The organism is Actinomadura harenae (genome assembly GCF_003696215.1).
GTDB classification, from domain to species: Bacteria; Actinomycetota; Actinomycetes; order Streptosporangiales; family Streptosporangiaceae; genus Spirillospora; species Spirillospora harenae.
Genome location: NZ_RFFG01000052.1, coordinates 38,885 through 62,370, shown reverse-complemented (window position 1 = coordinate 62,370; position 23,486 = coordinate 38,885). Strand labels below are relative to the sequence as shown.

General features: G+C 69.9%; 23 protein-coding genes. 9 read left to right on the top strand and 14 right to left on the bottom strand.

Translation table 11 applies throughout. The features are described from left to right. The coding region (nrdR, locus tag EBO15_RS26135) for a transcriptional regulator NrdR (RefSeq protein ID WP_122197092.1) at positions 1-483 on the bottom strand (483 nt) is incomplete at its 3' end. A gap of 283 nt (positions 484-766) precedes the next feature. Further along, complete coding sequence (locus EBO15_RS44435) at positions 767-1,021, bottom strand: LysM peptidoglycan-binding domain-containing protein (protein ID WP_158628357.1); 255 nt, start codon at positions 1,019-1,021, stop codon at positions 767-769. Positions 1,022-1,530: 509 nt separating this feature from the next. On the opposite strand from EBO15_RS44435, the gene lexA reads away from it, so the two are divergent. After that, the gene (lexA, locus tag EBO15_RS26125) at positions 1,531-2,235 is read left to right on the top strand and encodes a transcriptional repressor LexA (RefSeq protein WP_122197090.1); all 705 of its coding nucleotides are present in this window, start codon (positions 1,531-1,533) and stop codon (positions 2,233-2,235) included. A gap of 158 nt (positions 2,236-2,393) precedes the next feature. Here the strand turns inward: lexA and leuS are convergent, their stop codons facing one another. Continuing rightward, the gene (gene leuS / locus EBO15_RS26120; RefSeq protein WP_233616440.1) at positions 2,394-4,865 is read right to left on the bottom strand and encodes a leucine--tRNA ligase; all 2,472 of its coding nucleotides are present in this window, start codon (positions 4,863-4,865) and stop codon (positions 2,394-2,396) included. A gap of 362 nt (positions 4,866-5,227) precedes the next feature. On the opposite strand from leuS, the gene EBO15_RS26115 reads away from it, so the two are divergent. After that, positions 5,228-5,842 (top strand): lytic polysaccharide monooxygenase auxiliary activity family 9 protein, encoded by a 615-nt coding sequence (locus EBO15_RS26115; RefSeq protein WP_122197088.1) that lies wholly within the window; start codon positions 5,228-5,230, stop codon positions 5,840-5,842. A gap of 57 nt (positions 5,843-5,899) precedes the next feature. Here EBO15_RS26115 and EBO15_RS26110 read toward each other — a convergent pair whose 3' ends face one another. Further along, entirely contained in the window at positions 5,900-6,514 is a 615-nt protein-coding gene (locus EBO15_RS26110; RefSeq protein ID WP_122197087.1) for a zinc ribbon domain-containing protein, read from the bottom strand. Between the two features lie 313 nt (positions 6,515-6,827). On the opposite strand from EBO15_RS26110, the gene EBO15_RS26105 reads away from it, so the two are divergent. From EBO15_RS26105 to EBO15_RS26095, 3 genes are all read left to right on the top strand, one after another. Then, on the top strand, positions 6,828-8,372 hold the full coding sequence (locus EBO15_RS26105; RefSeq protein WP_122197086.1) for a long-chain-fatty-acid--CoA ligase: 1,545 nt from the start codon (positions 6,828-6,830) through the stop codon (positions 8,370-8,372). A 95-nt stretch (positions 8,373-8,467) separates the two neighbouring features. Continuing rightward, the gene (locus EBO15_RS26100) at positions 8,468-10,156 is read left to right on the top strand and encodes a hypothetical protein (protein ID WP_122197085.1); all 1,689 of its coding nucleotides are present in this window, start codon (positions 8,468-8,470) and stop codon (positions 10,154-10,156) included. Between the two features lie 87 nt (positions 10,157-10,243). Continuing rightward, positions 10,244-11,926: a hypothetical protein gene (locus tag EBO15_RS26095; protein ID WP_147481652.1), complete on the top strand. Its 1,683-nt coding sequence runs from the start codon at positions 10,244-10,246 to the stop codon at positions 11,924-11,926. A gap of 91 nt (positions 11,927-12,017) precedes the next feature. Here the strand turns inward: EBO15_RS26095 and EBO15_RS26090 are convergent, their stop codons facing one another. Both EBO15_RS26090 and EBO15_RS26085 read right to left on the bottom strand, forming a co-directional pair. Continuing rightward, positions 12,018-12,353 (bottom strand): nuclear transport factor 2 family protein, encoded by a 336-nt coding sequence (locus EBO15_RS26090; RefSeq protein ID WP_122197083.1) that lies wholly within the window; start codon positions 12,351-12,353, stop codon positions 12,018-12,020. 1 nt (position 12,354) lies between these two features. Continuing rightward, positions 12,355-13,749 carry an MFS transporter gene (locus EBO15_RS26085; protein ID WP_122197082.1) on the bottom strand — a complete coding sequence of 465 codons (1,395 nt, stop codon included), beginning with the start codon at positions 13,747-13,749 and terminating at the stop codon, positions 12,355-12,357. Positions 13,750-13,831: 82 nt separating this feature from the next. Here EBO15_RS26085 and EBO15_RS26080 point away from each other — a divergent pair, with 82 nt between their 5' ends. Both EBO15_RS26080 and EBO15_RS26075 read left to right on the top strand, forming a co-directional pair. Then, the gene (locus EBO15_RS26080) at positions 13,832-14,551 is read left to right on the top strand and encodes a TetR/AcrR family transcriptional regulator (protein WP_233616439.1); all 720 of its coding nucleotides are present in this window, start codon (positions 13,832-13,834) and stop codon (positions 14,549-14,551) included. Positions 14,552-14,613: 62 nt separating this feature from the next. After that, complete coding sequence (locus tag EBO15_RS26075; protein WP_122197080.1) at positions 14,614-14,979, top strand: maleylpyruvate isomerase N-terminal domain-containing protein; 366 nt, start codon at positions 14,614-14,616, stop codon at positions 14,977-14,979. Positions 14,980-14,982: 3 nt separating this feature from the next. Here EBO15_RS26075 and EBO15_RS26070 read toward each other — a convergent pair whose 3' ends face one another. From EBO15_RS26070 to EBO15_RS26050, 5 genes are all read right to left on the bottom strand, one after another. Next, complete coding sequence (locus EBO15_RS26070) at positions 14,983-16,131, bottom strand: acyl-CoA thioesterase/BAAT N-terminal domain-containing protein (RefSeq protein ID WP_199744814.1); 1,149 nt, start codon at positions 16,129-16,131, stop codon at positions 14,983-14,985. Positions 16,132-16,328: 197 nt separating this feature from the next. Next, positions 16,329-17,549 carry an acyl-CoA thioesterase/bile acid-CoA:amino acid N-acyltransferase family protein gene (locus tag EBO15_RS26065; RefSeq protein ID WP_267898433.1) on the bottom strand — a complete coding sequence of 407 codons (1,221 nt, stop codon included), beginning with the start codon at positions 17,547-17,549 and terminating at the stop codon, positions 16,329-16,331. Positions 17,550-17,647: 98 nt separating this feature from the next. Further along, a complete protein-coding gene (locus tag EBO15_RS26060; protein ID WP_122197079.1) occupies positions 17,648-17,836 on the bottom strand; it encodes a DUF397 domain-containing protein in 189 nt (62 codons plus the stop codon). Next, positions 17,829-18,017 carry a DUF397 domain-containing protein gene (locus EBO15_RS26055; RefSeq protein ID WP_122197078.1) on the bottom strand — a complete coding sequence of 63 codons (189 nt, stop codon included), beginning with the start codon at positions 18,015-18,017 and terminating at the stop codon, positions 17,829-17,831. Before EBO15_RS26055 ends, EBO15_RS26060 begins: the two co-directional genes overlap by 8 nt. After that, complete coding sequence (locus EBO15_RS26050; RefSeq protein WP_122197077.1) at positions 18,010-18,825, bottom strand: helix-turn-helix domain-containing protein; 816 nt, start codon at positions 18,823-18,825, stop codon at positions 18,010-18,012. The genes EBO15_RS26055 and EBO15_RS26050 overlap by 8 nt, the downstream gene beginning before the upstream one ends. A gap of 116 nt (positions 18,826-18,941) precedes the next feature. Here EBO15_RS26050 and EBO15_RS26045 point away from each other — a divergent pair, with 116 nt between their 5' ends. Next, complete coding sequence (locus tag EBO15_RS26045; protein WP_147481651.1) at positions 18,942-19,430, top strand: ATP-binding protein; 489 nt, start codon at positions 18,942-18,944, stop codon at positions 19,428-19,430. Here the strand turns inward: EBO15_RS26045 and EBO15_RS26040 are convergent. Then, positions 19,384-20,241, bottom strand: coding sequence for a helix-turn-helix transcriptional regulator (locus EBO15_RS26040; protein ID WP_122197075.1), 858 nt, complete (start codon positions 20,239-20,241; stop codon positions 19,384-19,386). The genes EBO15_RS26045 and EBO15_RS26040 overlap by 47 nt on opposite strands. A 103-nt stretch (positions 20,242-20,344) precedes the next feature. Here EBO15_RS26040 and EBO15_RS26035 point away from each other — a divergent pair, with 103 nt between their 5' ends. Continuing rightward, positions 20,345-21,076 carry an SDR family oxidoreductase gene (locus EBO15_RS26035; protein ID WP_122197074.1) on the top strand — a complete coding sequence of 244 codons (732 nt, stop codon included), beginning with the start codon at positions 20,345-20,347 and terminating at the stop codon, positions 21,074-21,076. A 12-nt stretch (positions 21,077-21,088) separates the two neighbouring features. Here EBO15_RS26035 and EBO15_RS26030 read toward each other — a convergent pair whose 3' ends face one another. Together EBO15_RS26030 and EBO15_RS26025 are read right to left on the bottom strand one after the other, a co-directional pair. Then, a complete protein-coding gene (locus tag EBO15_RS26030; RefSeq protein WP_122197073.1) occupies positions 21,089-22,375 on the bottom strand; it encodes a cytochrome P450 in 1,287 nt (428 codons plus the stop codon). A 52-nt stretch (positions 22,376-22,427) separates the two neighbouring features. Beyond that, the gene (locus EBO15_RS26025) at positions 22,428-23,327 is read right to left on the bottom strand and encodes an alpha/beta fold hydrolase (RefSeq protein ID WP_122197072.1); all 900 of its coding nucleotides are present in this window, start codon (positions 23,325-23,327) and stop codon (positions 22,428-22,430) included. Positions 23,328-23,486 lie beyond the last annotated feature (159 nt).

The window sequence follows — 23,486 nt, the reverse complement described above, 5'->3', positions numbered from 1 at the left end:
CGGCCCGGCCGGCCCGGCCGCGCCGGTCTCCGTACCGCCGGCAGCCCGGCGCAGCACCTCGATCTCGCGCGCGAAGTCGTCGAGCGACTCGAAACCCCGGTACACCGAGGCGAACCGCAGGTAGGCGACCTCGTCGAGCTCGCCGAGCGGTCCGAGGATCGCCAGGCCCACCTCGTTGGAGGGGATCTCGGCCGATCCGGCCGCGCGCAGCGCCTCCTCGACCCGCTGGCCCAGCTTGGCCAGCGCGTCCTCGTCGACCGGGCGGCCCTGACAGGCCCGGCGCACCCCGGCGACGATCTTGTCACGGGAGAACGGCTCGGTGACCCCGCTGCGCTTGGCCACCATGAGCAGGACGTTCTCCTGGGTGGTGAACCGCTTGCCGCATTCCGGGCACGACCGCCGGCGCCGGATGGCGCCGCCGTCGTCGGTGGAGCGGCTGTCGATCACCTTGGTGTCGGGGTTCCGGCAGAACGGGCAGTGCACGCGTCCCTCCCTCTCCCGACGGTCAAGCCTTGTCCACGAAACCGCCCCCACAAGACACAACTTGTGGTTAATGACGCCCGTGTAACTACTAGATGTTGTGGTTAACCGTAGAGCGCGGGGGACGGCTGCGCAACCTGGAACGAACCCCTCGCGCGTAGACCCTGGTCACACCGAGCGTCCCGGCGCCGCCGTCGGCGTGTCGCGTCCGGCCGATCACCTTCCGTCACCGCAAAACCCGTGATGACCTGCGCGAACACCGAATTCACCCGGCATGTTCCCGATCTCAGGGCACGGGCACGTTCAGCCGCTGCCCGGGCTGGACGAGCGCGTCGTCCGGCAGCCCGTTCAGCTCCAGGATCCGCTTCACGGCGGGCCGTGGATCCGCCCCCGGCTCGGCCCGCCCCGCGATCCCCCACAGGGTGTCCCCCGGCCGCACCACGACCGGGACCACCCTATGTCCGTCCGGCACCGCCCGATCCCGATGATCAAGCCCGTCCGGCAGGCCCGACACCCCCCACCCCAGAAGCGCCACCAGCACCGCCGCTCCCCCGGCGAGCACCCCCCACCCCCGCCGAGTGATCCGAACCCCCGGCGCGCACTCCCTGCCCTCGCCACCCCGCACCCCCTGAGGCCCGTGGCCACCCAGGCCGCACCGTGCGCCCTGGGACTTTCGGGCAAGGCGCATTGGCGGATTGGCCTGGATCGAGGCGTCTTGGGTGGGACGTGCGTTCTGGGGAGCCTTCTCGGCCGGGGGCAGAGGCGGGACGAGGTGGAGGTGCCCAGGGCGACGGGAATGGACGGACGGACCGTTCGCCGAGACGTGTCCCCCTCGGGCCTTTTGCACCGCCATGTCAGCCCCCTTCGCCGCGCGTGCACCATCGTTCTTGATCGAAAATGTTTTCGATCGAACGGATGTACGATGTTGTAGCGCACCGAGAGAGGAAAATCGAGGACCGTCTTCGAACAATTGTTTGATCATTAAGCGGATCCGCGATATCGTGCCGTGACGAGGAGTGACGGAGCGACGCGCCGGGAGGCGAACGAGCGATGAGCAGCAAGGTCCGGGAGCTGCCCGACGGTCCCAGCGACGAGAGCGGCCTGACCCAGCGCCAGCGCATGGTGCTGGAGGTCATCCGCGATTCGGTGACCCGGCGCGGTTATCCGCCCTCGATGCGCGAGATCGGCGAGGCGGTCGGGCTGACCAGCACCTCCAGCGTGTCGCACCAGCTCCGGGCGCTGCAGCGCAAGGGGTACCTGCGCCGCGACCCGAACCGGCCGCGCGCCGTGGAGGTCCGGGTGCCGGGTGCCACGCCGGTGCGCACCGAGGACGAGAACTTCGAGGCCCCCGCCGGTGTCGTCGACTCCCATGGCCGCACCGCGCCCGCCTACGTCCCCCTCGTCGGGCGGATCGCCGCCGGTGGGCCGATCCTCGCCGAGGAGGCCGTCGAGGACGTCTTCGCCCTGCCGAAGCAGCTCGTCGGCGAGGGCACGCACTTCCTGCTGAAGGTGTCCGGTGACTCGATGATCGAGGCCGCGATCGCCGACGGCGACTGGGTCGTCGTCCGGCAGCAGCCGGTCGCCGAGCAGGGCGACATCGTGGCCGCCATGATCGACGGCGAGGCCACGGTGAAGACCTTCAAGCGCCGCGACGGGCACATCTGGCTGATGCCCGCGAACTCGGCCTACGACCCGATCCCCGGTGACGAGGCCAGCGTCCTCGGACGCGTCGTCGCCGTCCTCCGCAAGATGTGACCTGACCTCCTCGGCGCTCCGCGCACGCCAGGCAAGGGGCCGTCCCGCTCTCCCGAGCGGGGCGGCCCCTTACTCATGTCTCCAGGTCCGTCAGCACATCGCGCGCGCGTCGCCGGGCCGGGGCCGAGCCCCCTGGGTGGAGGCTCGGCCCCGGAGGGTCACTTGGAGGCGGGAACGATGTTGACGATCTTCGGGGCGCGGACGATGACCTTCGCGACGGACGCGCCGCCCAGGGCGTCCTGGACCTTGGGCGAGGCCAGGGCCAGGGCCTCCAGCTCGCCGGCGGTGATGGCGGGCGGGACGTCCAGGCGGTCGCGGACCTTGCCCGCGACCTGGACGACGCAGGTCACCGACTCCTCGACCAGCAGCGCCGGGTCGGCCACGGGCCATCCGGCCTTGATCACCGGCGCCTGGCGGTGCAGCAGGGACCAGGTCTCCTCGGCGGTGTAGGGCGCGAACAGCGACAGCGTGACCGCGATGGTCTCGGCGGCCTCCCGGACGGCGGGGTCGGCCGCGCCCGGGCCGGAGTCGATGGCGCGCCGCGTGGCGGACACCAGCTCCATGATCCGGGCGATCGCGACGTTGAAGCGGCTGGCCTCGACCAGCGAGGTGACCTCGTCGATGGTGCGGTGGGTGACGCGGCGCAGCGCGGCGTCACCCACCGCCGGGTCGGCGTCCGGCCCGGACGCGACCTCGGAGGCGATGCGGTGGACGCGGCCCAGGAACTTCAGCATGCCGTGCTGGGAGACGTCGGCCCAGTCGATGTCGTCCTCGGGCGGGCCGGCGAACAGCATGGCCAGCCGGACGACGTCCACGCCGAACTCGTCGATCTGCTCGCCCAGGTCGACCAGGTTGCCGGTGGACTTGGACATGCCCGCGCCGTTCAGGATGACCTGCCCCTGGTTGACCAGGCGGCGGAACGGCTCGGTGAAGTCGACCATGCCCATGTCGTGCAGGACCTTGGTGAAGAACCGGCTGTACAGCAGGTGCAGGATGGCGTGCTCGACGCCGCCGGTGTACTGGTCGACGGGCATCCACTTGCGGACGGCCTCGACGTCGAACGGGCCCTCGGTGTACCGCGGCGAGCAGTAGCGGAAGTAGTACCAGGACGAGTCGACGAAGGTGTCCATGGTGTCGGTGTCGCGCCGGGCCGCGCCGCCGCACTTGGGGCAGGGCACGTTCACCCAGTCGTGCGCGGACGCCAGCGGGGACTCGCCCTTGGGCGCCAGGTCGGCGCCGCGCAGGTTGTCCGGCAGGACGACGGGCAGCTGGTCGTCCGGGACGGGGACGTCGCCGCACGCGTCGCAGTGGATGATCGGGATCGGGCAGCCCCAGAACCGCTGCCGGGACACCAGCCAGTCGCGCAGCCGGAAGTTGACCGACGCCGCGCCGGTGCCGCGCTCCTCCAGCACCTCGACGATCTTGGCGATGCCGTCGGCCTTGGCCAGGCCGTCGATGGGGCCGGAGTTGACGATGCGGCCGTCGCCGGAGGTGGCGACGCCGGTCTCGGCCGGGTCGGCCTCGCCGGTCTCGACGACGACGCGCACGGGCAGGTCGAACTTCATCGCGAAGTCCAGGTCGCGCTGGTCGTGCGCGGGGACGGCCATGATCGCGCCGTGTCCGTAGTCGGCCAGGACGTAGTCGGCGGCCCACACCGGGATGCGCTCGCCGTTCACCGGGTTGACCGCGTACCGGCCCAGGAACACGCCGGTCTTCTCGCGCTCGGTGGACAGGCGCTCGATCTCGCTCTCCCGCGAGACCTCGTCGCGGTACGCCTCGAACGCGGCGCGCTGCTCGGGGGCGACGATCTCCTCGGCCAGGGCCGCGTCGGCGGCGACGACCATGAACGTGGCGCCGTACAGCGTGTCGGGACGGGTGGTGTAGACGGTGACGGGCTCGTCGCGGCCCTCGATCACGAACGTCACGTCCGCGCCGGTGGAGCGGCCGATCCAGTTGCGCTGCATCAGCAGGATGCGCTCGGGCCAGTGGCCCTCCAGCTGCTCCATGTCGTCCAGCAGCCGGTCGGCGTAGTCGGTGATCTTGAAGTACCACTGGGTCAGGACGCGCTTCTCGACCAGCGCGCCGCAGCGCTCGCAGTGGCCGCCGACGACCTGCTCGTTGGCTAGGACGGTCTGGTCGTTCGGGCACCAGTTGACGCGGCCGCCCTTGCGGTAGGCCAGCCCGCGCTCGTGGAAGCGCAGGAACAGCCACTGCGTCCAGCGGTAGTACTCGGGGTCGGAGGTGTGCACGCGGCGCGTCCAGTCGAAGGACGGCGCGTACCGGCGGAACGACCCGGCCTGCGTCTCGATGTTGGCGTAGGTCCATTCGGCGGGGTGCGAGTCGCGCTTGATCGCGGCGTTCTCGGCGGGCAGGCCGAAGGAGTCCCAGCCGATGGGGTGCAGGACGTTGAAGCCCCGCTGGAACCAGTAGCGCGCCGGGACGTCCCCGATGGCGTACGCCTCGGCGTGGCCCATGTGCAGGTCGCCGGACGGGTAGGGGAACATGTCCAGGGCGTAGCGGCGCTCGCGGTCGTCGTCCTCCTCGGCGGCGGAGAACGGCAGGAGTTCGGCCCAGCGGGCCTGCCACGTGTCCTGAACCGCCCGGGGGTCGTACTGCTCGTCGCTGCTCACGGTCGCTACTCCGGTCCTTCTGAAACGGGATGGTCCGACTGCCCTGGGGTTCCGTGCCCTGGCCGTGCCGTGAGGGCCCCGGAACATGCGAAGACCCCTCGCACAGGAGGGGTCGCCGCGCCGACGCGTCTCTATCGCGTCAACGCGGCGGTCCAAGGAGCAGCCTGGCTCGCATACCCCAAGAGTAGCGCAGGGGCAAGGCCCCCGGCTTCCCCGAGCGCCGCCCCGGCTTCCGGGGGACGGGGGTTGACGGGGATCCGACAGGAAGGTTTCTTGTCAGTAAGGGCCGGTTCCCCCGGCCCCGGCCACGCACCGCTCCGGAGTGCCCCACCCCGGGGGCTCCCCCCGCCAAGGAGACGCGTATGCCCGGAAAGCTCGCGTTCGTGCCCCGCAGGACCACGCTCCTGCTCGCCGCCGTCGCCGGACTCGGCCTGCCGCTGCTCAGCGCGGCGCCCGCCCTCGCGCACGGCTACACCACCGCACCGCCCAGCCGGGCGCTGCTCTGCAGCGAGGACGTCGTCACCGACTGCGGCCCGATCCAGTGGGAGCCGCAGAGCACCGAGGGCCCGAAGGGGTTCCCGGACGCCGGGCCCGCCGACGGCACGATCTGCGCCGCCGGCGACTCCCGCTGGGCCCCGCTGGACGACCCGCGCGGCGGCACGTGGCCCGCCGTGTCCCTCACGCCCGGCGCGTCCTTCACCTTCACCTGGACGCTGACCGCCGCGCACGCCACGACCTCGTTCCGCTACTTCGTCACCCGGGACGGCTGGGACCCGACGCAGCCGCTCACCCGCGACCAGCTCGACCTGACCCCGTTCCTGGAGGTCGACTACGGCGGCAGGATCCCGCCGTACAGCATCGCGCACACCGGGACGCTGCCGGTCAAGCACGGACGCCACATGATCCTCGCCGTGTGGACCATCGCCGACACCGGCAACGCCTTCTACCAGTGCTCCGACGTCGATTTCGGAGCCTGACCACGACCACGACCGCCCGCCGCCCCGGAAGGACGGCGGGCGGTCTCGGTACCGTGATCAGTGCCCGGACGACTCGCGGGCCAGGGACAGCACCCCGGTGATCTGGACACGGGTGAGCGCGAGGTCGGCGCCGACGGCGTTCAGGGTCTCCTCCTCGGAGAAGGTGAGCGGGCCGTCCAGCAGGGCGATCTCGGCGGCGGCGCGGAGGATGTTCTCGCGGGCCTCGGGGGCGAGGGTGTCGGCGGAGCGCGCCATCTCGACCCGGATGTCGTCGAAGGAGCGGCCGAGGTCGGCGTCCAGGGCGGCGGTGTCGTAGTCGGCGCCCGCCTGCCGGACGACCTCGACCGCGCGCTCCCGGGCCCCGGGGAAGGTGACGTCGCCGGAGCGGAGCACCTGGACGACGGCCATCCGCAGCAGCGTGCCGGGCATCGCGCCGAGCTGCGCGCTGGTCGGGACGGCGAGGACGGCGGTCGTCCAGCGTCCGTGGCAGGTGTCGCACTCGGCGATCTCGGGGCCGGTCCGGTTCAGCGGCAGCAGCGGGATGAAGAACAGGGTGAAGAAGTTGCGGCCCTGGCGGCGCCGGTAGTCGCGGTCGCCGCCGCAGTTCGGGCAGTGGAACACGCCCCGGTCGAGCGTGAAGTACACGACCCGGAAGCCGAAGATGATCAGCACGTGGCACGTTCCCCTCTGTCGCGGCCCGGTCGGCCGCCCCGACGCCCGGACGGACGGCCGCCTGGCGGCGGTGTCCCCCGGGCGGCCTACCCGGGTGGCCTCCGCCGCGCTTCCCGCGCGCCCCCTGGGACGCGTCGCCGCCATGCTAGCGATCGGAGGCGACACATCCACCAATACAGGACGTTCAGCATCCCTGCAGTAAGAAAGCCCACGTCAGGGGCTGGCGCGCCCCGGCCCCCATCGGCAAGGATGTGGGCAAATCTGCATAAACTCGTCAGTAATAACCACCTGGTGACTCAGCGCGAGGAGTGCCATGTACAACCTGTCCGTCCTGCTGGAGGACGCCGCCCGCGAGACCCCCGACCGCGACGCCCTCGTCTTCGGCGATCTGCGGCTGTCCTACGCGTTCCTGAACACGGTCGCGAACCAGGTCGCGAACCTGCTGCGGGAACGCGGGATCGGACCGGGCGACAAGATCGCGCTCTCCTCGCCGAACCTGCCGTACTTTCCGATGGTGTACTTCGGGGCGCTCAAGGCGGGCGCGGTCGTCGTCCCGCTGAACGTGCTGCTCAAGCCGCGCGAGATCGCCTACCACCTCGACGACTCCGACGCCAAGGCGCTCTTCTGCTTCGAGGGCACCCCGCAGCTGCCCCTCGGCGAGACCGGGTACGCCGGGTTCGAGCGGGCCGAGGGCTGCGAGCACTTCTTCCTGCTGCCCGCGAACCCGGCCGCGACCGAGTCCCCGATCGAGGGCGCCGAGCTCTTCTGGGCGGCCCTCGCCGGGCAGTCCGGCGAGTTCGAGCCGCACGCGGCCGGGCCGGCCGACACCGCCGTGATCATCTACACCAGCGGGACGACCGGCCAGCCCAAGGGCGCGGAGCTGTCGCACAGCAACCTGCTGATGAACACGATGGTCGACGACACGCTGTTCGCGCGGACCGCCCACGACACCACGCTGGTCACGCTGCCGCTGTTCCACGTGTTCGGGCAGGTCTGCGTCATGGACGTCAGCGTCTACCGGCGCGCCACGATGATCCTCCAGGCGCGGTTCGACGCGGACGAGGCGATCCGGCTCATGGTCAAGGAGAAGGTGAACTTCTTCGCGGGCGTCCCGACGATGTACTGGGGGCTGCTCACGCACGAGACGTCCGCCGAGGACATCGCGACCATCCGGGAGAACCTGTCCGTCGCGGTGTCCGGCGGCGCGGCGCTCCCGATGGAGGTGCTGAACGGCTTCACGGAGAAGTTCGGACGCCAGATCCTCGAGGGCTACGGCCTGTCGGAGACCTCGCCGGTCGCGTCGTTCAACCGTCCGGACCGTCCGACCAAGCCCGGCTCGATCGGCCTGCCGATCTGGGGCGTCGAGATGAAGCTGATCACCGACGACTGGAAGGACGTCGAGGGCGAGGGCCCCGGCGAGCTGGCGGTCCGCGGGCACAACGTCATGAAGGGCTACTACGGCCGGCCCGAGGCGACCGAGGCCGCGATTCAGAACGGCTGGTTCCGCACCGGCGACATCGCCCGCCGCGACGACGAGGGCTACTACTTCATCGTCGACCGGTCCAAGGACATGATCATCCGGGGTGGGTACAACGTGTACCCGCGGGAGCTCGAAGAGGTCCTGATGACCCACCCGGACGTCTCCCTGGTGGCCGTCGTCGGCGTCCCGCACGACTCGCACGGCGAGGAGATCAAGGCGTACGTGATCCGCACGCCCGGGTCGTCCCTCACCGAGGACGAGCTGGTCACGTGGGGCAAGGAGCAGTTCGCGAACTACAAGTACCCGCGCGTCGTCGAGTTCCGCGAGGAGCTCCCGATGACCGCCACGGGAAAGATCCTCAAGCGCGAACTCCGCTAGCGCCCGGAGGACGTCCGGGAAAGCGTCCGGACGGTCCGGCGAACCTCTCGTGACGGCGGCGCACCGAGCGCCGCCGTCACCACGAGAGGAATCGCATGGCGTTCAACGCAGCAAACGCGCTCAAGGCGGCGGTGGCGGTCTCGACGGCGGCGATGTGCGCGGGCATGGCGCTCCCCGCTTACGCGTTCCCCGCGGAGTCGGCTCCCGTGAAACCGGGTCCCGCGCGTTCGGGCTGGGTGCCGATCCCGCCCAAGGACCGCGGACACCACCAGCGCGGCCTCATCAGGACGGGCACGGACCCCGAGGCGAAGACGCGCCGTCCGCACGCGCGCGCTGCGGCCGGTGAGCACGTCCTCAAGGTGGACGTCCTGGACCGGGACGGCAAATCCCCTTCCACCGACCGCGCCAACCGGCTCTACATCTGGCCCCTGAACGGGGACGAGCCCCTCCACATGGACGTGGTGAACGGCCACGCCGAGGGCCCCGTCCCGGACGGCGCCTACATCGTCGACAGCAAGATTCACGATGTCTCTCCGGGCGGCCGGACCTCCACCGTCCTGCTGTACAACCCGAAGGTCACGGTCAAGGGCGACACCACCCTGACCCTGGACGGCCGGACGGCGCGTCCCATCCGGGTCACGGCCGACCGCGCGGACGCCGCCACCCTGTTCACCGCTGCGGCCGTCTCCCAGCGGATCGGCGGCAGGTTCCGGTCGATCACGCTGTTGCTGGGCGACGACAACTACGTCACGCCCGCCGCGCCCGGCGGCGAGCTGGAGCTCGACGTGCTCGCGCAGCTGACCAAGGGAGGCGCGGCCGAGGGCAGCCCGTACATCTACAACATCAGCTCGTCCTTCCAGGGGATCCCCGCCGACCCGACCGCCCGCGTGCGCACGTCGAGCCTCGCCGAGATCCGCACCCGGTACGCGGGTGCGGGCGGCCGGGCCTGCTCCGCGCGGCAGTCCTCGCCGTTCTGGAAGACCGATGTGCAGCTCCTGACCTACGGCAAGGTCGCGCTGTCCGGTGAGCGCACCGAGTACTACACGCCCGGCGTGGAGTGGTACGACACCCAGGCGGTCACCGACGCGTCCTGCGACTTCACTGCTTACGACTTCTACCAGCGGCAGGAGCGGTTCGACACCGGCAAGTACACGCGTTCCTGGGGTCAGGGGCCGTTCGGCCCTGCTCAGGGCACGTTCACCCCGGACACCGAAGGTCAGAACCTCATCCAGGTGCCGTTGCAGAACAGCACGGACGCCGACACGCTCGCGGGCACCTACTCGTTCGTCCAGGGCGACACGAAGCTGACCAACGCCTCGGGTTCCGTGGTCGCCCTCAGCGGCATCCCCGGCTACCTCGACGGCTGGGAGCCCGCCAAGCCCGGCAAGTACACCCTCACCGTCAACGCCAAGCGCTCCGCCCCCTGGTCGGACCTCTCCTCCCAGCAGCACATCACCTGGAACGTGAAGGTCACCGACCAGAAGGCCACCCTCCCGCTGGGCGTCGTCCGCTACAAGGTCCCCGGCCTGGACGCGGGAAACCGCGCCGTCGCGAGCTCGCTCCAGACGGTCTCGCTCACCCCGGACGGCCTGACCACCGGCACCACCCCGAAGCTGTGGACGTCCACCGATGACGGCGCGACCTGGAAGCCCGCCCCCGTCATCAAGGACGGCACCGGTTGGAAGGCGGCCTTCCGCAATCCCGCCAAGGGCTACGTCTCCCTCCGCACCCAGGTCAACGGCATCGTCGACCAAACCCTGATCCGCGCCTACGGCGTCCGCTGAACGCGCTTGGGAAAGCGGCCGGAGCTTCCGGCCGACGTCCTTTGACGGCGGCGCGCCGAGCGCCGACGTCACCACGAGAGGAATCACATGGCGTTCAATGCAGCAAACGCGTTCAAGGCGGCGGTGGCGGTCTCGACGGCGGCACTGTGCGCGGGTATGGCGCTCCCCGCCAACGCGCTTCCCGCGGAGTCGGCTCCCGCCCGCAAGGCCCGCGGGCCGGTCCCGCTCCCCAAAGCCAACGGAACGTTCCAGCATGGCAGGGTCGGGATCAGCTCGAACCCCGAGGCGAGGACGCGCCGTCCGCACAAGGTCGCGGCGGCCGGGGAGCGCGTCCTCAAGGTGAACCTCCTGGACCGCGACGGCGAGACGCCCTCGACCGAGCGCGGCCCCATAGCCTTCGCCTGGCCGCTGAACGGGGACGATGGCATTCCCCTGGAGGTGGTGAACGGTCACGCCGAGGGGCCCGTCCCGGACGGCGACTACATCGTCGACTCCCGGATCCACGACACCGCGCCGAACGGCCGGTCCACCAGCGTCCTGCTGTACAAACCCAAGGTCAGCGTCAGCGCCGACACGACCGTGACGCTGGACGGCCGGACGGCGCGTCCCGTCCGGGTCGAGTCCGACCGGGCCGGCGCCGCGTCCCTCTCCACCGTCGCGGCCATCTCCCAGCGCCTCGGCGGCCGGTACCGGGCGGTCGCCTTGCTGCTGGGCGACGACAACTACGTGACGCCCGCCGCGCCCGGAGACGACCTGCAGCTCGACATCACCGCGCAGCTGACCAAGGGCGGCGCGGCCGAGGGCAGCCCGTACGTCTACAACATCAGCTCGTCGCTGAAGGGGATCCCGGCCGACCCGACCGTACGCGTGCGCACTGCGGACCTCGCCGAGGTACGCACCCGCCACGCGAGTTCGGGCGGCCGGAGCTGCGCCAACCGCCAGAGCTTCCCCGTCTGGGCGACCAATGTGGAGCTCAGCCTCAACAACAAGGTGGGTGCGCTGCCCGCTGAGCGCACCGAGTACTTCACGCCCGGCATGGACTGGGGAGTGGACTCGTCGATCGTCGACGCGTCCTGTGTCTTCGAGCAGCGCGACTACCTCATGCGAAAGGAGCGGTTCCCTCACCCCGGCCAGTATGCGCGCACCTGGGGTCAGGGACCGTTCGGCCCTGGCCAGGGCACGTTCACCCCGAACAGCGACGGTCAGAACCTCATCCAGGTGCCCTTGATGAACAGCGCGGACGCCGAGACTCTTGTGGCCTCCTCTCCGTTCACCCAGGGCGACACGAAGCTGACCGACGCCTCGGGTTCCGTGGTCGCCCTCAGCGGCATCCCCGGCTACCTCGACGGCTGGGAGCCCGCCAAGCCGGGCAAGTACACCCTCACCGTCAACGCCAAGCGCTCCGCCTCCTGGTCGGACCTCTCCTCCCAGCAGCACATCACCTGGAACGTGAAGGTCACCGACCAGAAGGCCACGCTGCCGCTGGGCGTCGTCCGCTACAAGGTCCCCGGCCTGGACGCGGGAAACCGCGCCCCCGCCAACTCCCTCCAGACCGTCAACCTCACCCCCGACGGCCTCACCACCGGCACCACCCCCAAGGTCTGGACGTCCACCGACGACGGAACGACCTGGAAGCCCGCCCCCGTCATCAAGGACGGCACCGGCTGGAAGGCCGCCTTCCGCAACCCCGCCAAGGGCTACGTCTCCCTCCGCACCCAGGTCAACGGCATCGTCGACCAAACCCTGATCCGCGCCTACGGCGTCCGCTGAGCTGAAGTAACAAACGGCGTCCCAGCCCCCTCTCGGGGCCGGGACGCCGTTCTCCTTCAACCGGAGAAAGCCGACATGCTTTTACTACAACTCAGGCGACGAACCCGACGACACTGCGAATGCGGTTCCCGTCGAACTCGACCACGTTGAAACCGGAGGCGACCGTGCCGAGCTTCCAGCTGACCAGCGCCCGGTCGTGGTGCTCGGCGACCACGGTGTCGAAGGTGAACGTCAGGTCGCCGAACTTCCCGTGAGCGGTGCCGATCGCCTCGGTGAGCGCGTCGTACCCGCGCAGGACCTCGTAGTCGTGGTCGGAGTAGGTCGAGTCCTCGGTGAGGAAGGCCTTCATCCACGCCAGGCGGGTGTCGGCGTCCCGCTCGTTCCAGATGTCGAAGTACTTCTGGACGAGCTCGCTGGTGGTGCTCATATCAATTGGCTCCTTCGAGAACAGGTGACTTTTCGGAACTGGAAACGGATCGGGGGGACTGGAGCGCGAGGGCGACCAGCCCCCCGATGACGGTGACGGCCGCGGCCGTCCATCCCGTGGCGTGCAGGCCCGGGAGCGTGCGGGACGAGGAGGTCGCGATGGCGACGAAGACCGCGAGGCCCATCGCTCCGCCGACCTCCTTGCCGGTGCTGGCCAGGCCGGATGCGACGCCCTGCTCGTCCGGCGCCACCCCCGCCCCGGCGGAGGCGAACAGGGCGACGAAGCCGACGCCGCCGAACAGCCCCCAGATGATGCTGCCGGGCAGCAGCGTCCAGAAGCCGCCGCCTGACGTGGTGCCCGCGATCGTCACGGCGATGCCCACGCCGGCGCCCATCATCGAGAGGGCGAGCGTGGTGCGGACTCCCCAGCGGCCGATCGCCTTCGGGGCGGCCTTCAGGGCGCCGTACATGCTGACCAGCGTCAGCGGCAGGAACGTCAGCCCCGCCTCCAGCGAGCTGTACCCGCGGACGGGCTGCAGGTAGGAGACCAGGATGTAGTAGCCGCCGCCGAGCGTGCTCTGGAACAGGGCGATCACGATCATGGTGGTCGCCAGGCCGCGGCTGCGCGCCAGCCGCAGCGGGATCAACGGGTCCCGGGTGCGGGACTCCAGGACCAGAAGCGCGACGAGCAGGACGGCGCCGACCGCCAGGGCACCGGCCCCGCGCAGCGACAGCCATCCGGCGTCCGGGCCGCTGGCCAGGCCGAACACCAGCAGCGCCGAGCCGGCGGTGGCGAGGATCGCGCCCGGCAGGTCGAAGGATCCCGAGGTGCGGGCCGGGTCGGCGGGCAGCAGCTTCGGCGCGGCCAGGGCGCAGCCGAGGGCCAGCGGCACGTTGACGTAGAACACCCACTCCCAGCCGAGGTAGTTGGTGAGCACGCCGCCGAGCAGCGATCCGGCGGCGAGTCCCGCGCAGCCCGCCATGCCCCAGGCGCCGAGCGCGCGGTTGCGCTCGGGTCCCTCGGCGAAGCCGCGGTAGATGAGCGTGAGCGTCGCCGGGGTCAGCAGGGCCCCGCCCGCTCCCTGGACGGCGCGGGCCACGATGAGCGTCCCCGCCCCGGACGCCAGGCCCCCCGCCAGCGAGGCCACGCCGTACAGCGCCAGACCGATCATGAACATCTTGCGGGGCCCGAGCCGGTCCACGGCCCGTCCGCCGAACAGCAGCAACCCGCCGAGCCCGACCGCGTAGGCGCTGACCACCCACTGCACCGACGACGGGCCGAATCCGAGCGCCTTCCCGATGTCGGGCAGCGCGACGTACACGATGTTGTAGTCCAAAGCCACGATGAGCTGCGTCAACGCGAGCAGCCCAAGGCGTAGCCGATCTCGGTCCATCATCCACCTACATGCTGTTGATTTACTACACGCCGTTCAAAAAGCGGTACGCCGTACAGTAGCCCAACGCTGTAGACTGTCAAGCGTGACCGAGCAGACGACGCGAACGCCGAACCGCCGCGCCCGGCTGCGCGCCCAGGCCAGCGAAGAGATCAAGCAGATCGCCCTGCGGCTCCTGGCCGAGGGCGGTCCGGACGCGATCTCGCTGCGCGCCATCGCCCGCGAGATGGGCATGACGGCGGGCGCGATCTACAGCTACTTCCGCACCCGGGACGACCTGGTCACGGTGCTGATCGGCGACGTCTACAGCTCGCTCGTGAACTCCGCCGAGGCCGCCCGGGACGCCGTCCCGGAGGACGATCCGGGCGGCCGGATCATGGCGTGGGCCGAGGCCTTCCGCGCGTGGGCGCTGAGCCGTCCCGAGGGGTTCCGGCTGATCTACGGCGATCCCGTCCCCGGCTACCAGGCGCCGGCCGATGGTCCCGGCAAGGCCGCCGAACTGCGCGCCTGCACCGCCCTGACCGGCCTCGTCGCCGCCGCGTGGCCCACGGCCGCGCCCCTGCACGCGGGCGGCCGCGCCTACACCTGGGACGAGTTCGACCCTTCGCTCACCGCCCACGTCCGCGAGAAGTTCCCCGACTTCCCGCCGGAGGCCCTCGCCCTCACGCTGCGCATCTGGGGACGCATGCACGGCCCGCTGGCCCTGGAGGTGTACGGCCACGTCAGGCCGCTCATCCACGACCCGACGACCACCTACCAGGACGAGATGCGCGACCTGGTGGCCTCCCTCGGCCTGAAGGTCTGACCATCCCGCCGGGGCGGGAGACGTCCTTGTGAGGGGTGCCCGCCGGAGTTAGCGTGCGGCGGGTGGATCACTTCTCGCGTGCCTGGACGGCGTTGCTGGCGGCGGTCGCCGAGACCCCGGACGAGGACTTCGAGCGTCCGTCCGGATGTGTCGGATGGTCGGTCCGCAACCTGGCCTGCCACCTGGTCATCGAGTGGACGCTGCACCACCTGGACCTGATCGCGCACCTCCCCAACGCCGCCGACCCACCCGCCGAAACCGTCGCGGCGTCCCGCGCCCTCCTCGAACGCATTGCCGGAGCCGATTTCCCCAAGACACTGTCCGACAAGGACGCCTTGCTCATAGGCACCGGCCGCCGCACCCTCACCACCGAGGAGAAGGCCACCCTCGCCGACTTCCCGGCGAAACTCCCCCTCATCCTCGGCTGACGCTCAACGCCCGAGCCCCGCGAGGAACCCGAGCACCTGATCCCAGCTCTGCCGCTTGGCGACAGCGTTCGTCGGACGACTCCCGCCCATATCCGTCAATGCACCGGTCACCGGATGCCGAAGCTTCGTGCCGTCAGCGACGTTGGGGTAGGTTCCGACGCCATGCCCGGCCCCGGGGTACACCAACGCCCGGTGGGGAAAGCGATCGTGGGCGGCGTCGAGCTCGCTCATGATCTGTCGAACCGACACCTCCGAGACCCACAACTTGTCCTCGGATCCGGCGATGGCCAGGACAGGCCCGCTGATGTGGTCGACAGGAATGGGCCCCAGCGCGATCTGATGTCCCCCGTTCGTCCATGCGCTGCCCGTGTTGTCGGGGAAGCCCGCACCCGCGTTGGCCGAAGGCGAGTAGTCGATGACGCCGTGAACGATGCCGGGGTAGAGCTGGGCGACCAGAAGTGCCGCCTCACTTCCCCGGGAGTACCCCTGAACGATCAGGTGGGCCGGATCGACACCCGGCTGCGAGGCCAGCAGGCGCGCGGCGCGCGCGAAGTACTCGATGGGAATGTTCTCCAGGTACTTGGGCAGCCCTGGCCCCGCGAAGTAGGCGACGCTGAGGGTCGGGTAGCCGTGCGAGGCAAGAAGTCCGGCCTCTTCCAGCCCGGAGTCTCCGCCTTCGGATCCACCGATCAGCAGCACGCCCGGATGGCGCGGCGTCCCAGCCGGAGGCAGGTACAAGTGGCCGGAGAGCTTGTCGGCGGCGGGGATGAACGTCTTCTGGGTGACGCCGGACGCGAGCCATTGACGGGTCAGTGTCCGCTGGGCCAGCCGCTTCCCGTGCGAGGTCACGCCGATCGTCACCTGGAAGGACGGTTCCTGCAGGTAGTAGCCCTGCTGATCGGGGTCGCCGCTGGGCGGATTCATCGACCAGAACAAGCCCATGCCGTCCACGCCCGCATAGGTCCCCGACGCCGGACGGTCGCGTTCCAGGTCAACGACGCCATGAGCGTCCGCGCGGTACGTCGCCTCCCCACGCCAGGGCTTCCCCTGGTAGTCGGACGCGGTGGCGGTCACGCTGATCCGGTCCTTCGCGCGCAACCCACTGACCGAGATGTGGACGGCCCGGTCCACAAGCGCCGTCGGCTCGTCCACGTTCAGGACGGCATGAGTGCTGTGCGCCTGCCCGCACCCGGCCAAGAGACTCCCCCCGAGGAGGACCGCCCCCGCAGTCGAACCTAACCTCAGCACATAACCGCCAAAAGCGTGCATCACCACACAATCAACGTACGGATCGCCAGGAATCGCACTCAAGCAGTCGGCTGCATCCGGTCAGGCCGGAATCGCCGTCCTCACAGCGCCGCGAGGAGGCCGAGCACCTGATCCCACGCCTGCCGCTGGGCGGCGGCGGTCGCCGGGCGAGTGCCGCCCAGGACGGTGGGGGCACCGGTCAGCGGGTGCCGCATGGTCGTGCCTTCGGGCAGGTAGAGAACGCCGTCAACGCCGTGGCCCGCTCCCTGGTAGACGAGGGCTCGATGGGGGAAGCGGTCGTGAACCGCGTCAAGGCCGCTCGTGATCTCGCGAGCCGCCGTTTCGGACGGCCACAGTCTGTCCTGGCTTCCGGCGATGGCCAGGACCGGCCCGCTGATGTGGTCGACCGGGATGAACCCCAGCGGGACGGGGCGTCCTCCATCGGTCCAGGCGCGGCTCTTCGCGGAGGGATAGCCGACGTTCACCGTGGCCGAAGGCACGTAGACGATGACGCCGTGGATGAGTGCGGGGTAGCGCTGACCGAGCAGCAGCGCCGCCTCGCTGCCCCGGGAGTTTCCCAGGGCGACCAGGTGAGCCGGGTCGACACCTGGCTGAGACGCCAGCAGGCGCGCGGCGCGCGTGAAGTACTCCAGTGGAATGTTCTGCAACGCCGGGGGAAGTCCCGGCACGCCGAAGTAGGCGAGGCTCATGGCCGGATATCCGTGCGAGGCCAGGAGCGAGGCGACCTCCGGCGGGAACTCGCCGCCTCCGGATCCGCTGATCAGCATCACGGCAGGGTGCCGAGGCGTCCCCGGCGGAGGGAGGAAGAGGTCTCCGTAGACCTTGTCCGCGGCGAGCGTCAGGGGTTTGTGGGTGACGCCGGTGCCGATCCACTGGCGGGTCAGCGTCCGCTCCGCGAGCCGATGTCCGTGCGAGGTCACGCTGATCGTCACCGAGTAGGACGAAGTTGGCGGGGAGAAGGCATCCAGGACGGGGCCACCACCCGGCGGGTTCATCGACCAGAACTCGCCCATGCCGTCCACACCCGTGTACGTGCCGGACGTCGAACGATCGCGCACCAGGTCAACGGTCCCGTGAGCGTCCGCGCGGAAGTCAGCGTCCCCGCGCCAAACCTGCCCACGAACATCGGGCGCACTCGCGGCCACACTGACCCGCTCGCCCCCACGCAACCCACTGACCGAGATATGGACGGCCCGATCAGCAAGCGCCGTCGGCGCGTCCGCGTTCAAGACGGCATGAGTGCTGCGACCTTCACCGCACCCAGCCAGAAGACTCCCAGCAACAAGGACCAAGGCCGCCACCGAACCCAGCGCGCGCACATGGCCGCCAGCAGAGCAAGCCACCACAAAACCAAAGTGCGCCCACCAAGGGGCGCACTCCAGCGAATGACTACATCCGGTCAGCCGGGTCCCGGCCCGACCTCCCTGAACAAAGAGGCCAGCGCCTCCCGCGACAACCTCAGATGCCCCGCACCCGGATCCTTGCTGTCACGAATCCCAACCACAGCAGCGAGATCAGCGAGCTCGACGCAGGCCCCCTCCTCGGGGCCGCTGGCCTTGGCCTTGCGCCACGTGGGCCGCTCACTCATGGGACGCCTCCTCCACGCGCCCGAAGAGCACAGCGAGTGCGGAACGAGACAGGTGGAGATGACCCGCTTCTGGAGCCTTGCTGTCACGGACACCCACGGCACCGAACAGGTCGGCCACTTCGACACACTCACCCTGCTCCGTGCCGCTGTAGCTGGACTTGCGCCAGACGAAATCAGTCACGAATCGCCTCCAGGATCCGACGGATGAGCTCCAACGACGCGGACTCGGAGAGAGCCACGGCGCTGATGAGCTCGTACCTCACCACATAGCTCATCACGTCTTCGGGGGAAGACACCAGACGTCCGGCGCCCGGAGATTCCGTGTACGCGACCTCCCCGAAGCCGCTTCCCGAAATCAGCTGGAAGGAGCCCGTCAACCCGGGAAAGGCACCGACCTCACGAGGCACCACCCGAATCACCACGTGCGGGAGCTTCGCCATCTCGAGCAAGTGCGCGAGCTGAGCCCTGAGCACGTGTGGGCCGCCAACAGGCCATTCGAGGGCGTTCTGAGAGAGGATCGCCGTCATGTGAGGGGCAGGCTCCCGCAGGAGAATCGCCTGCCGCTGCATGCGGTCGAGAACCATCTTCTCCGGATCAGCGTCGAGGCCAGCCTTGGCCAGAGCGCGCGCATAGTCTTCGGTCTGAAGCAGGCCGTTGACCACAAGCGCACCGTAAAACCGGACGATGCTGGATTGCTGCTCCAGTTCGACATACTGGGCGAACCACTCCGGGTCGTGTCCTATGGACGCGTACCAGACGAGAAGTGTGAACAGGCCGCCGGTATTGGCAGCCTTGTCGATCATCATTGCCTGGGTTCCGCTCAGGCGCTCGTGACCGTTCTCGACGCGCGAAACCGTCGCCTTGCTGGCCTTCATGATCCGCCCCAGATCCTCGCCGGTCATGCCGTGCGCGATCCGCCAGATCCTCAAGTACCACGCGATGAAGTTCCACATGTTGCTCTTCGGGTTCGGCGAGGGGTTGGCGGCCATGTCACGTCCTTCCAGTTCCCGGGGGTTTCGAATTCAGACCGTACACGCGACATCACAGCCCGTCAGGAGAACTCTGTGATTCACGGCACAGAAATTCCGGAAGGCGGGTGGCGAGGGTGGTCGATCAGGTGCGGGACGACGGGGCGATGTTCCGCAGGGCGTTGTTCGTCAACGCCGACGCGTCCGACACGGCACGGCTCCTGACCAGGCAGGTTCTCGACAAGTGGGGGCTGGCGGAGTTGCAGGACGACGCCGAGACGATCGTGGGCGAGTTCGTCGCGAACGTGGCGGCCGTCCAGGCACAGGGGACGCTTTTCGGGTTGCGTCTGATCCTCGATCGGACGTGGGTCGTTATCGAGGTGCACGACCATTCGGCGGACGAGCCGCGCTGGCCCGCGCCCGCGCAGGAGCTCGATCTCCTCGCCGAATCCGGACGCGGCCTTTTCATGGTGCGCGCCCTGGCGAACCAGTACGGTCACCGGTTCACGTCCGGCAGGATCAAAATCGTCTGGGCGACGCTGTCCGTGCCCTTCGCCTATGGAAACGGACCGGAATCCGTTACTGAAGCCGGGAGGGCTCCGTCGTCAGTTTCTGAGTGCCGATGACGCGGAGTAGCTTCAGGGCCTCGTGCGAGTCGGTTCCCGGGGTCGCCGTATAGAGGATGACCTTCTGGTCCCTTTCGGGGACGACGAGTACGTCGCAGTGCAGCTCCATGGGGCCGACCACGGGATGCACCATCGTCTTCTTGTTGCTCCGCCGGATCTCCACGTCATGTTCCGCCCACACGCGACGGAACAGCGCGCTCCCCTCCAGCAGCTCTTCGACCAGGCCCCGGACGCCGGGGTCGTTCGGGTAGCGGCCTCGGGCGGCGCGGAGGTCGGCGGCGGAGGCTCGGGCGAACTGGTAGTACTCGTCGTCCTCGGTGATCCGCTCCGACTCCTCGACGAGGAAGAACCAGCGGAGCGGGTTGCGGTCGCGGGGCGGCAGCGCCGAGAAGTCCGCGAGGAGGGCGGCGGCCATCGCGTTCCACGCGAGGACGTTGTAGGCCGCGTCCAGCACGTACACGGGCGTGTCGTCCAGCCGCTCCAGGAGGTGGACGATGCCGGGCGGCACGTCCTGGGGCGGGCCCTGCGGCGGGGCCGGCGGCTCGCCCGCCAGGTGGAACAGGTGCGTGCGCTCGTCGTCGCTGAGCCGCAGGGCCCGCGCGAGCGCCCCGAGGATCTGCCTGGACGGGTTGGGTCCGCGCCCCTGTTCCAGCCTCACGTAGTAATCGACCGACATGTCGGCGAGGCGCGCGACCTCCTCGCGGCGCAGGCCGGGTGTGCGGCGGCGCGCGCCCGACGGCAACCCGACGTCCTCCGGGCTGATGCGGGCGCGGCGGATCCGTAGGAACTGGGCGAGCTCGGCCTTCTCCACACGTCCATTGTCTGGGGATTTCGCACGCCGAGGGTGGTACCGCTGATCCCAGCTTTGTGCGGTCTCTCCTCGTGGCGGACGGGCAGCGGCCAGGCTGGACGGCATGAGCGAGAAGCGGATCGCCCTCATCACCGGGGCGAACAAGGGAATCGGATTCGAGACGGCGCGGAGGCTCGGCCAGGAGGGCATGACCGTCCTCGTCGGGTCCCGGTCGCGGGAGCGCGGCGAGAAGGCGGCGGCCGAACTGTCCGAGGCGGGGCTCGACGCGCGGTTCGTCCAGTTGGACGTGACCGACGACCAGAGCGTCCGGGACGCCGCGAAGTGGATCGAGGCCGAGTACGGACGCCTCGACGTCCTCGTCAACAACGCCGGGGTCGCACCGGCCGAGGCGAGCGTCGCGCCGAGTCAGCTGACCGTGGCGGCGCTGCGCACGACGTACGAGACCAACGTGTTCGGCGTCGTCGCGGTCACGAACGCGATGCTGCCCCTGCTGCGCCAGGCCGACGCCGCGCGGGTCGTGAACGTGTCGAGCGAGCTGGGCTCCCTCACCCGGCTCAGCGACCCGGACGACACGTACTACGCCTTCAACCTGCTGGCCTACAACTCGTCCAAGGCGGCACTGAACGGGGTCACGCTGGCATACGCGAAGGAGCTGGCCGGCACCGCCGTCAAGGTGAACTCGACCAGTCCCGGTTACACGGCGACCGACCTGAACGCGCACACCGGGCACCAGACGGTCGAGGAGGGCGCGGGGTTCGTCGTGCCGCTCGCGCTGCTCCCCGAGGACGGCCCGTCCGGCGGGTTCTTCTTCGGGACCGAGCCGCTCCCCTGGTGACGGCGGGGAACGTCAGAACTCGCACTCCAGGTGCTTGATGCCGTTGATGAAGTTGGACGCGAGGCGTTCGGGGGGCGCCGTGGCGCGCAGGCCCGGCAGGCGGCGGAACAGCTCGCGGAACATCACCGTGATCTCCTGCCGGGCGAGGTGCGCGCCGAGGCAGAAGTGCGGGCCGGGCGCGCCGAAGCCGAGGTGCGGGTTCGGGTCGCGGGTGATGTCGAACGTGTCGGGGTCGGTGAAGACGGCCTCGTCGCGGTTGGCCGAGCAGTAGTACATGAAGACCTTGTCGCCGTCCTTGAACCGCTGCCCGCCCAGTTCGTGGTCGCGTGTGACGGTCCGGCGCATGAAGGTGACCGGGGTCGCGTACCGGACGATCTCCTCGACGGCCGTCGGCGCGTGCCGCTCGAAGTCGGACGTCCAGAGGTCGCGCTGGGCGGGGTGGCGGGTGAGGAGGTCGAGGCCGTGCGCGATCGCGTTCCGGGTCGTCTCGTTGCCCGCGATGATCAGCAGGATGAAAAACGAGCCGATCTCCTGGTCGGTGAGCGACTCGCCCTCCACGTTCCCCTGGACGAGCAGCGAGGTCAGGTCGTCCTCGGGGCGGCCGGCACGCTCGGCGGCCAGGTCGTAGACGATCTGCCGCAGCTCCTCGCCGGCCGCGATCACGCTCGGCCCGACCTCGGCGAGGTCGGGGACGTACTCGGGGTCGAACGAGCCGATGATCATGTTGGACAGCTCGAAGACCCGGTCGTGCCGCTCCGCCGGGACGCCCATCAGGTCACAGATGATCTTCAGGGGGAGCCGCCCGGCGACGTCGGTGACGAAGTCGCCGCCGCCCTTCGGCCGGAAGTCCTCGATGACCTGGACGGCGACCGCGTCGATCGTGTCGGTGATGCGGGCGATCACGCGGGCGGTGAAGGCGCGCGAGACGATCCTGCGCAGCCGGGCGTGCCGCGGGTCGTCCATCGTGATCATGGAGCTGAAGTACTCCATGAACTCGGGCGGCGGGTCGAGCGTCGCGGAGATCGTGCCGCGCGAGGAGCAGAACACGTCGGGACGGCGGCTGGCCTCCGCGACGTCCGCGTGCCTGACCAGCGCGTAGTGCCCGTCCCCGCGCTGGAACCCGAACGCCTCCAGCTGCGGGATCGGATGCTCGGGATAGTGCGCCGGACGGTCGAGCCGCCGCAGCGCCGCGAACACCTCCGCCCGCTCCTTCAGCGGCCGTGCCCAGAAGGCGGGGTCCGCCAGGTCGACGTCCGCGGGTTCCGTCTCGCCTGATCCGATCGCGTCCGGGCCCACCATGGCCACCACCTCTCCAGCGTGTCCCCCCATGGTGACAAAGCAAGCGCTTGCGTCAACCCCGGGCGGGCCCGATCCAGTCGAGGACGCGCCGGTTCACCTCGTCCGGACGCTCCAGGTGCAGGAAGTGGCCCGCGTCCGGGACGAGTTCGGCGCGCGAGTCCGGCGGAAGGTGGCCGGTGAGGGCGTCGCGGTCGGCGAACAGGGCGTCCGCGCCGAAGCACCCGTCGGACGCGCCGTGCAGGTACAGCGTGGGCCTCTCCCCCGGCGCGGACGTCGCGTTCTGCTCGGCCCCATAACGCGGCAGGTGCCGGGACGAGTCGAGCATCGCGCGGTAGTACCCGATGGCCGCCTCCATGTGCGCGGGGGTCGCCATGCACTCCATGAAGCGCGCGACGTCGTCCGCGGCCGCGTGGCCGGGTGACCAGTCGTTCCAGAGTCCGGCGACGAAGTCCTCGGTCATCGCCATCGCGGCCAGCGGCGTCTGCATGAGGAAGACGTAGAAGGAGCGCTTGAGCTGCTCGTATGTGAAGAACGCCTGGAGGATCGTCCCCATCGGCGGGACGGCGAGGGTGACGACGCGCCGCCACCGTTCAGGCGCGGACGCGGACGCCGCGTAGGCGGCCGACGCTCCCCAGTCGTGCCCGATCAGGACGGCGTCGCCCTCCCCGCCGAACACCTCGTGCAGCGCGTTCGCGTCGGCGGCGAGCGCGCCCGTCTGGTACGCGCCGTCCTTCGGAATCGCGGTGGGCGCGTAGCCGCGCATGAACGGCGCGACCGCGCGGTACCCGGCGGCGGCCAGCTCGGGCATCAGGTGGCGCCACGTGTGCGCCGAGTCGGGGAACCCGTGCAGGCACAGCGCGAGCGGGCCGGACGCGGGCCCGGACGTCAGGTATCCGAACTCCAGCCCGTCCGCGGTGACCAGGCCGGAGGCGAGGGGCTCGTCGCGCGTCATGAGTGCCTCCCAAGCGCTCGCTTCGCACGACGAGCCTACCGAACCGTGAGAAGACTCACGAGAAGTACGGATCTCGTTACTACATCGCCATGTTTACATCGGAATCCGTAGTTGGCTAGCATCTAGACAACTGGATCGCTCGCAGACAGCGAGGGATCC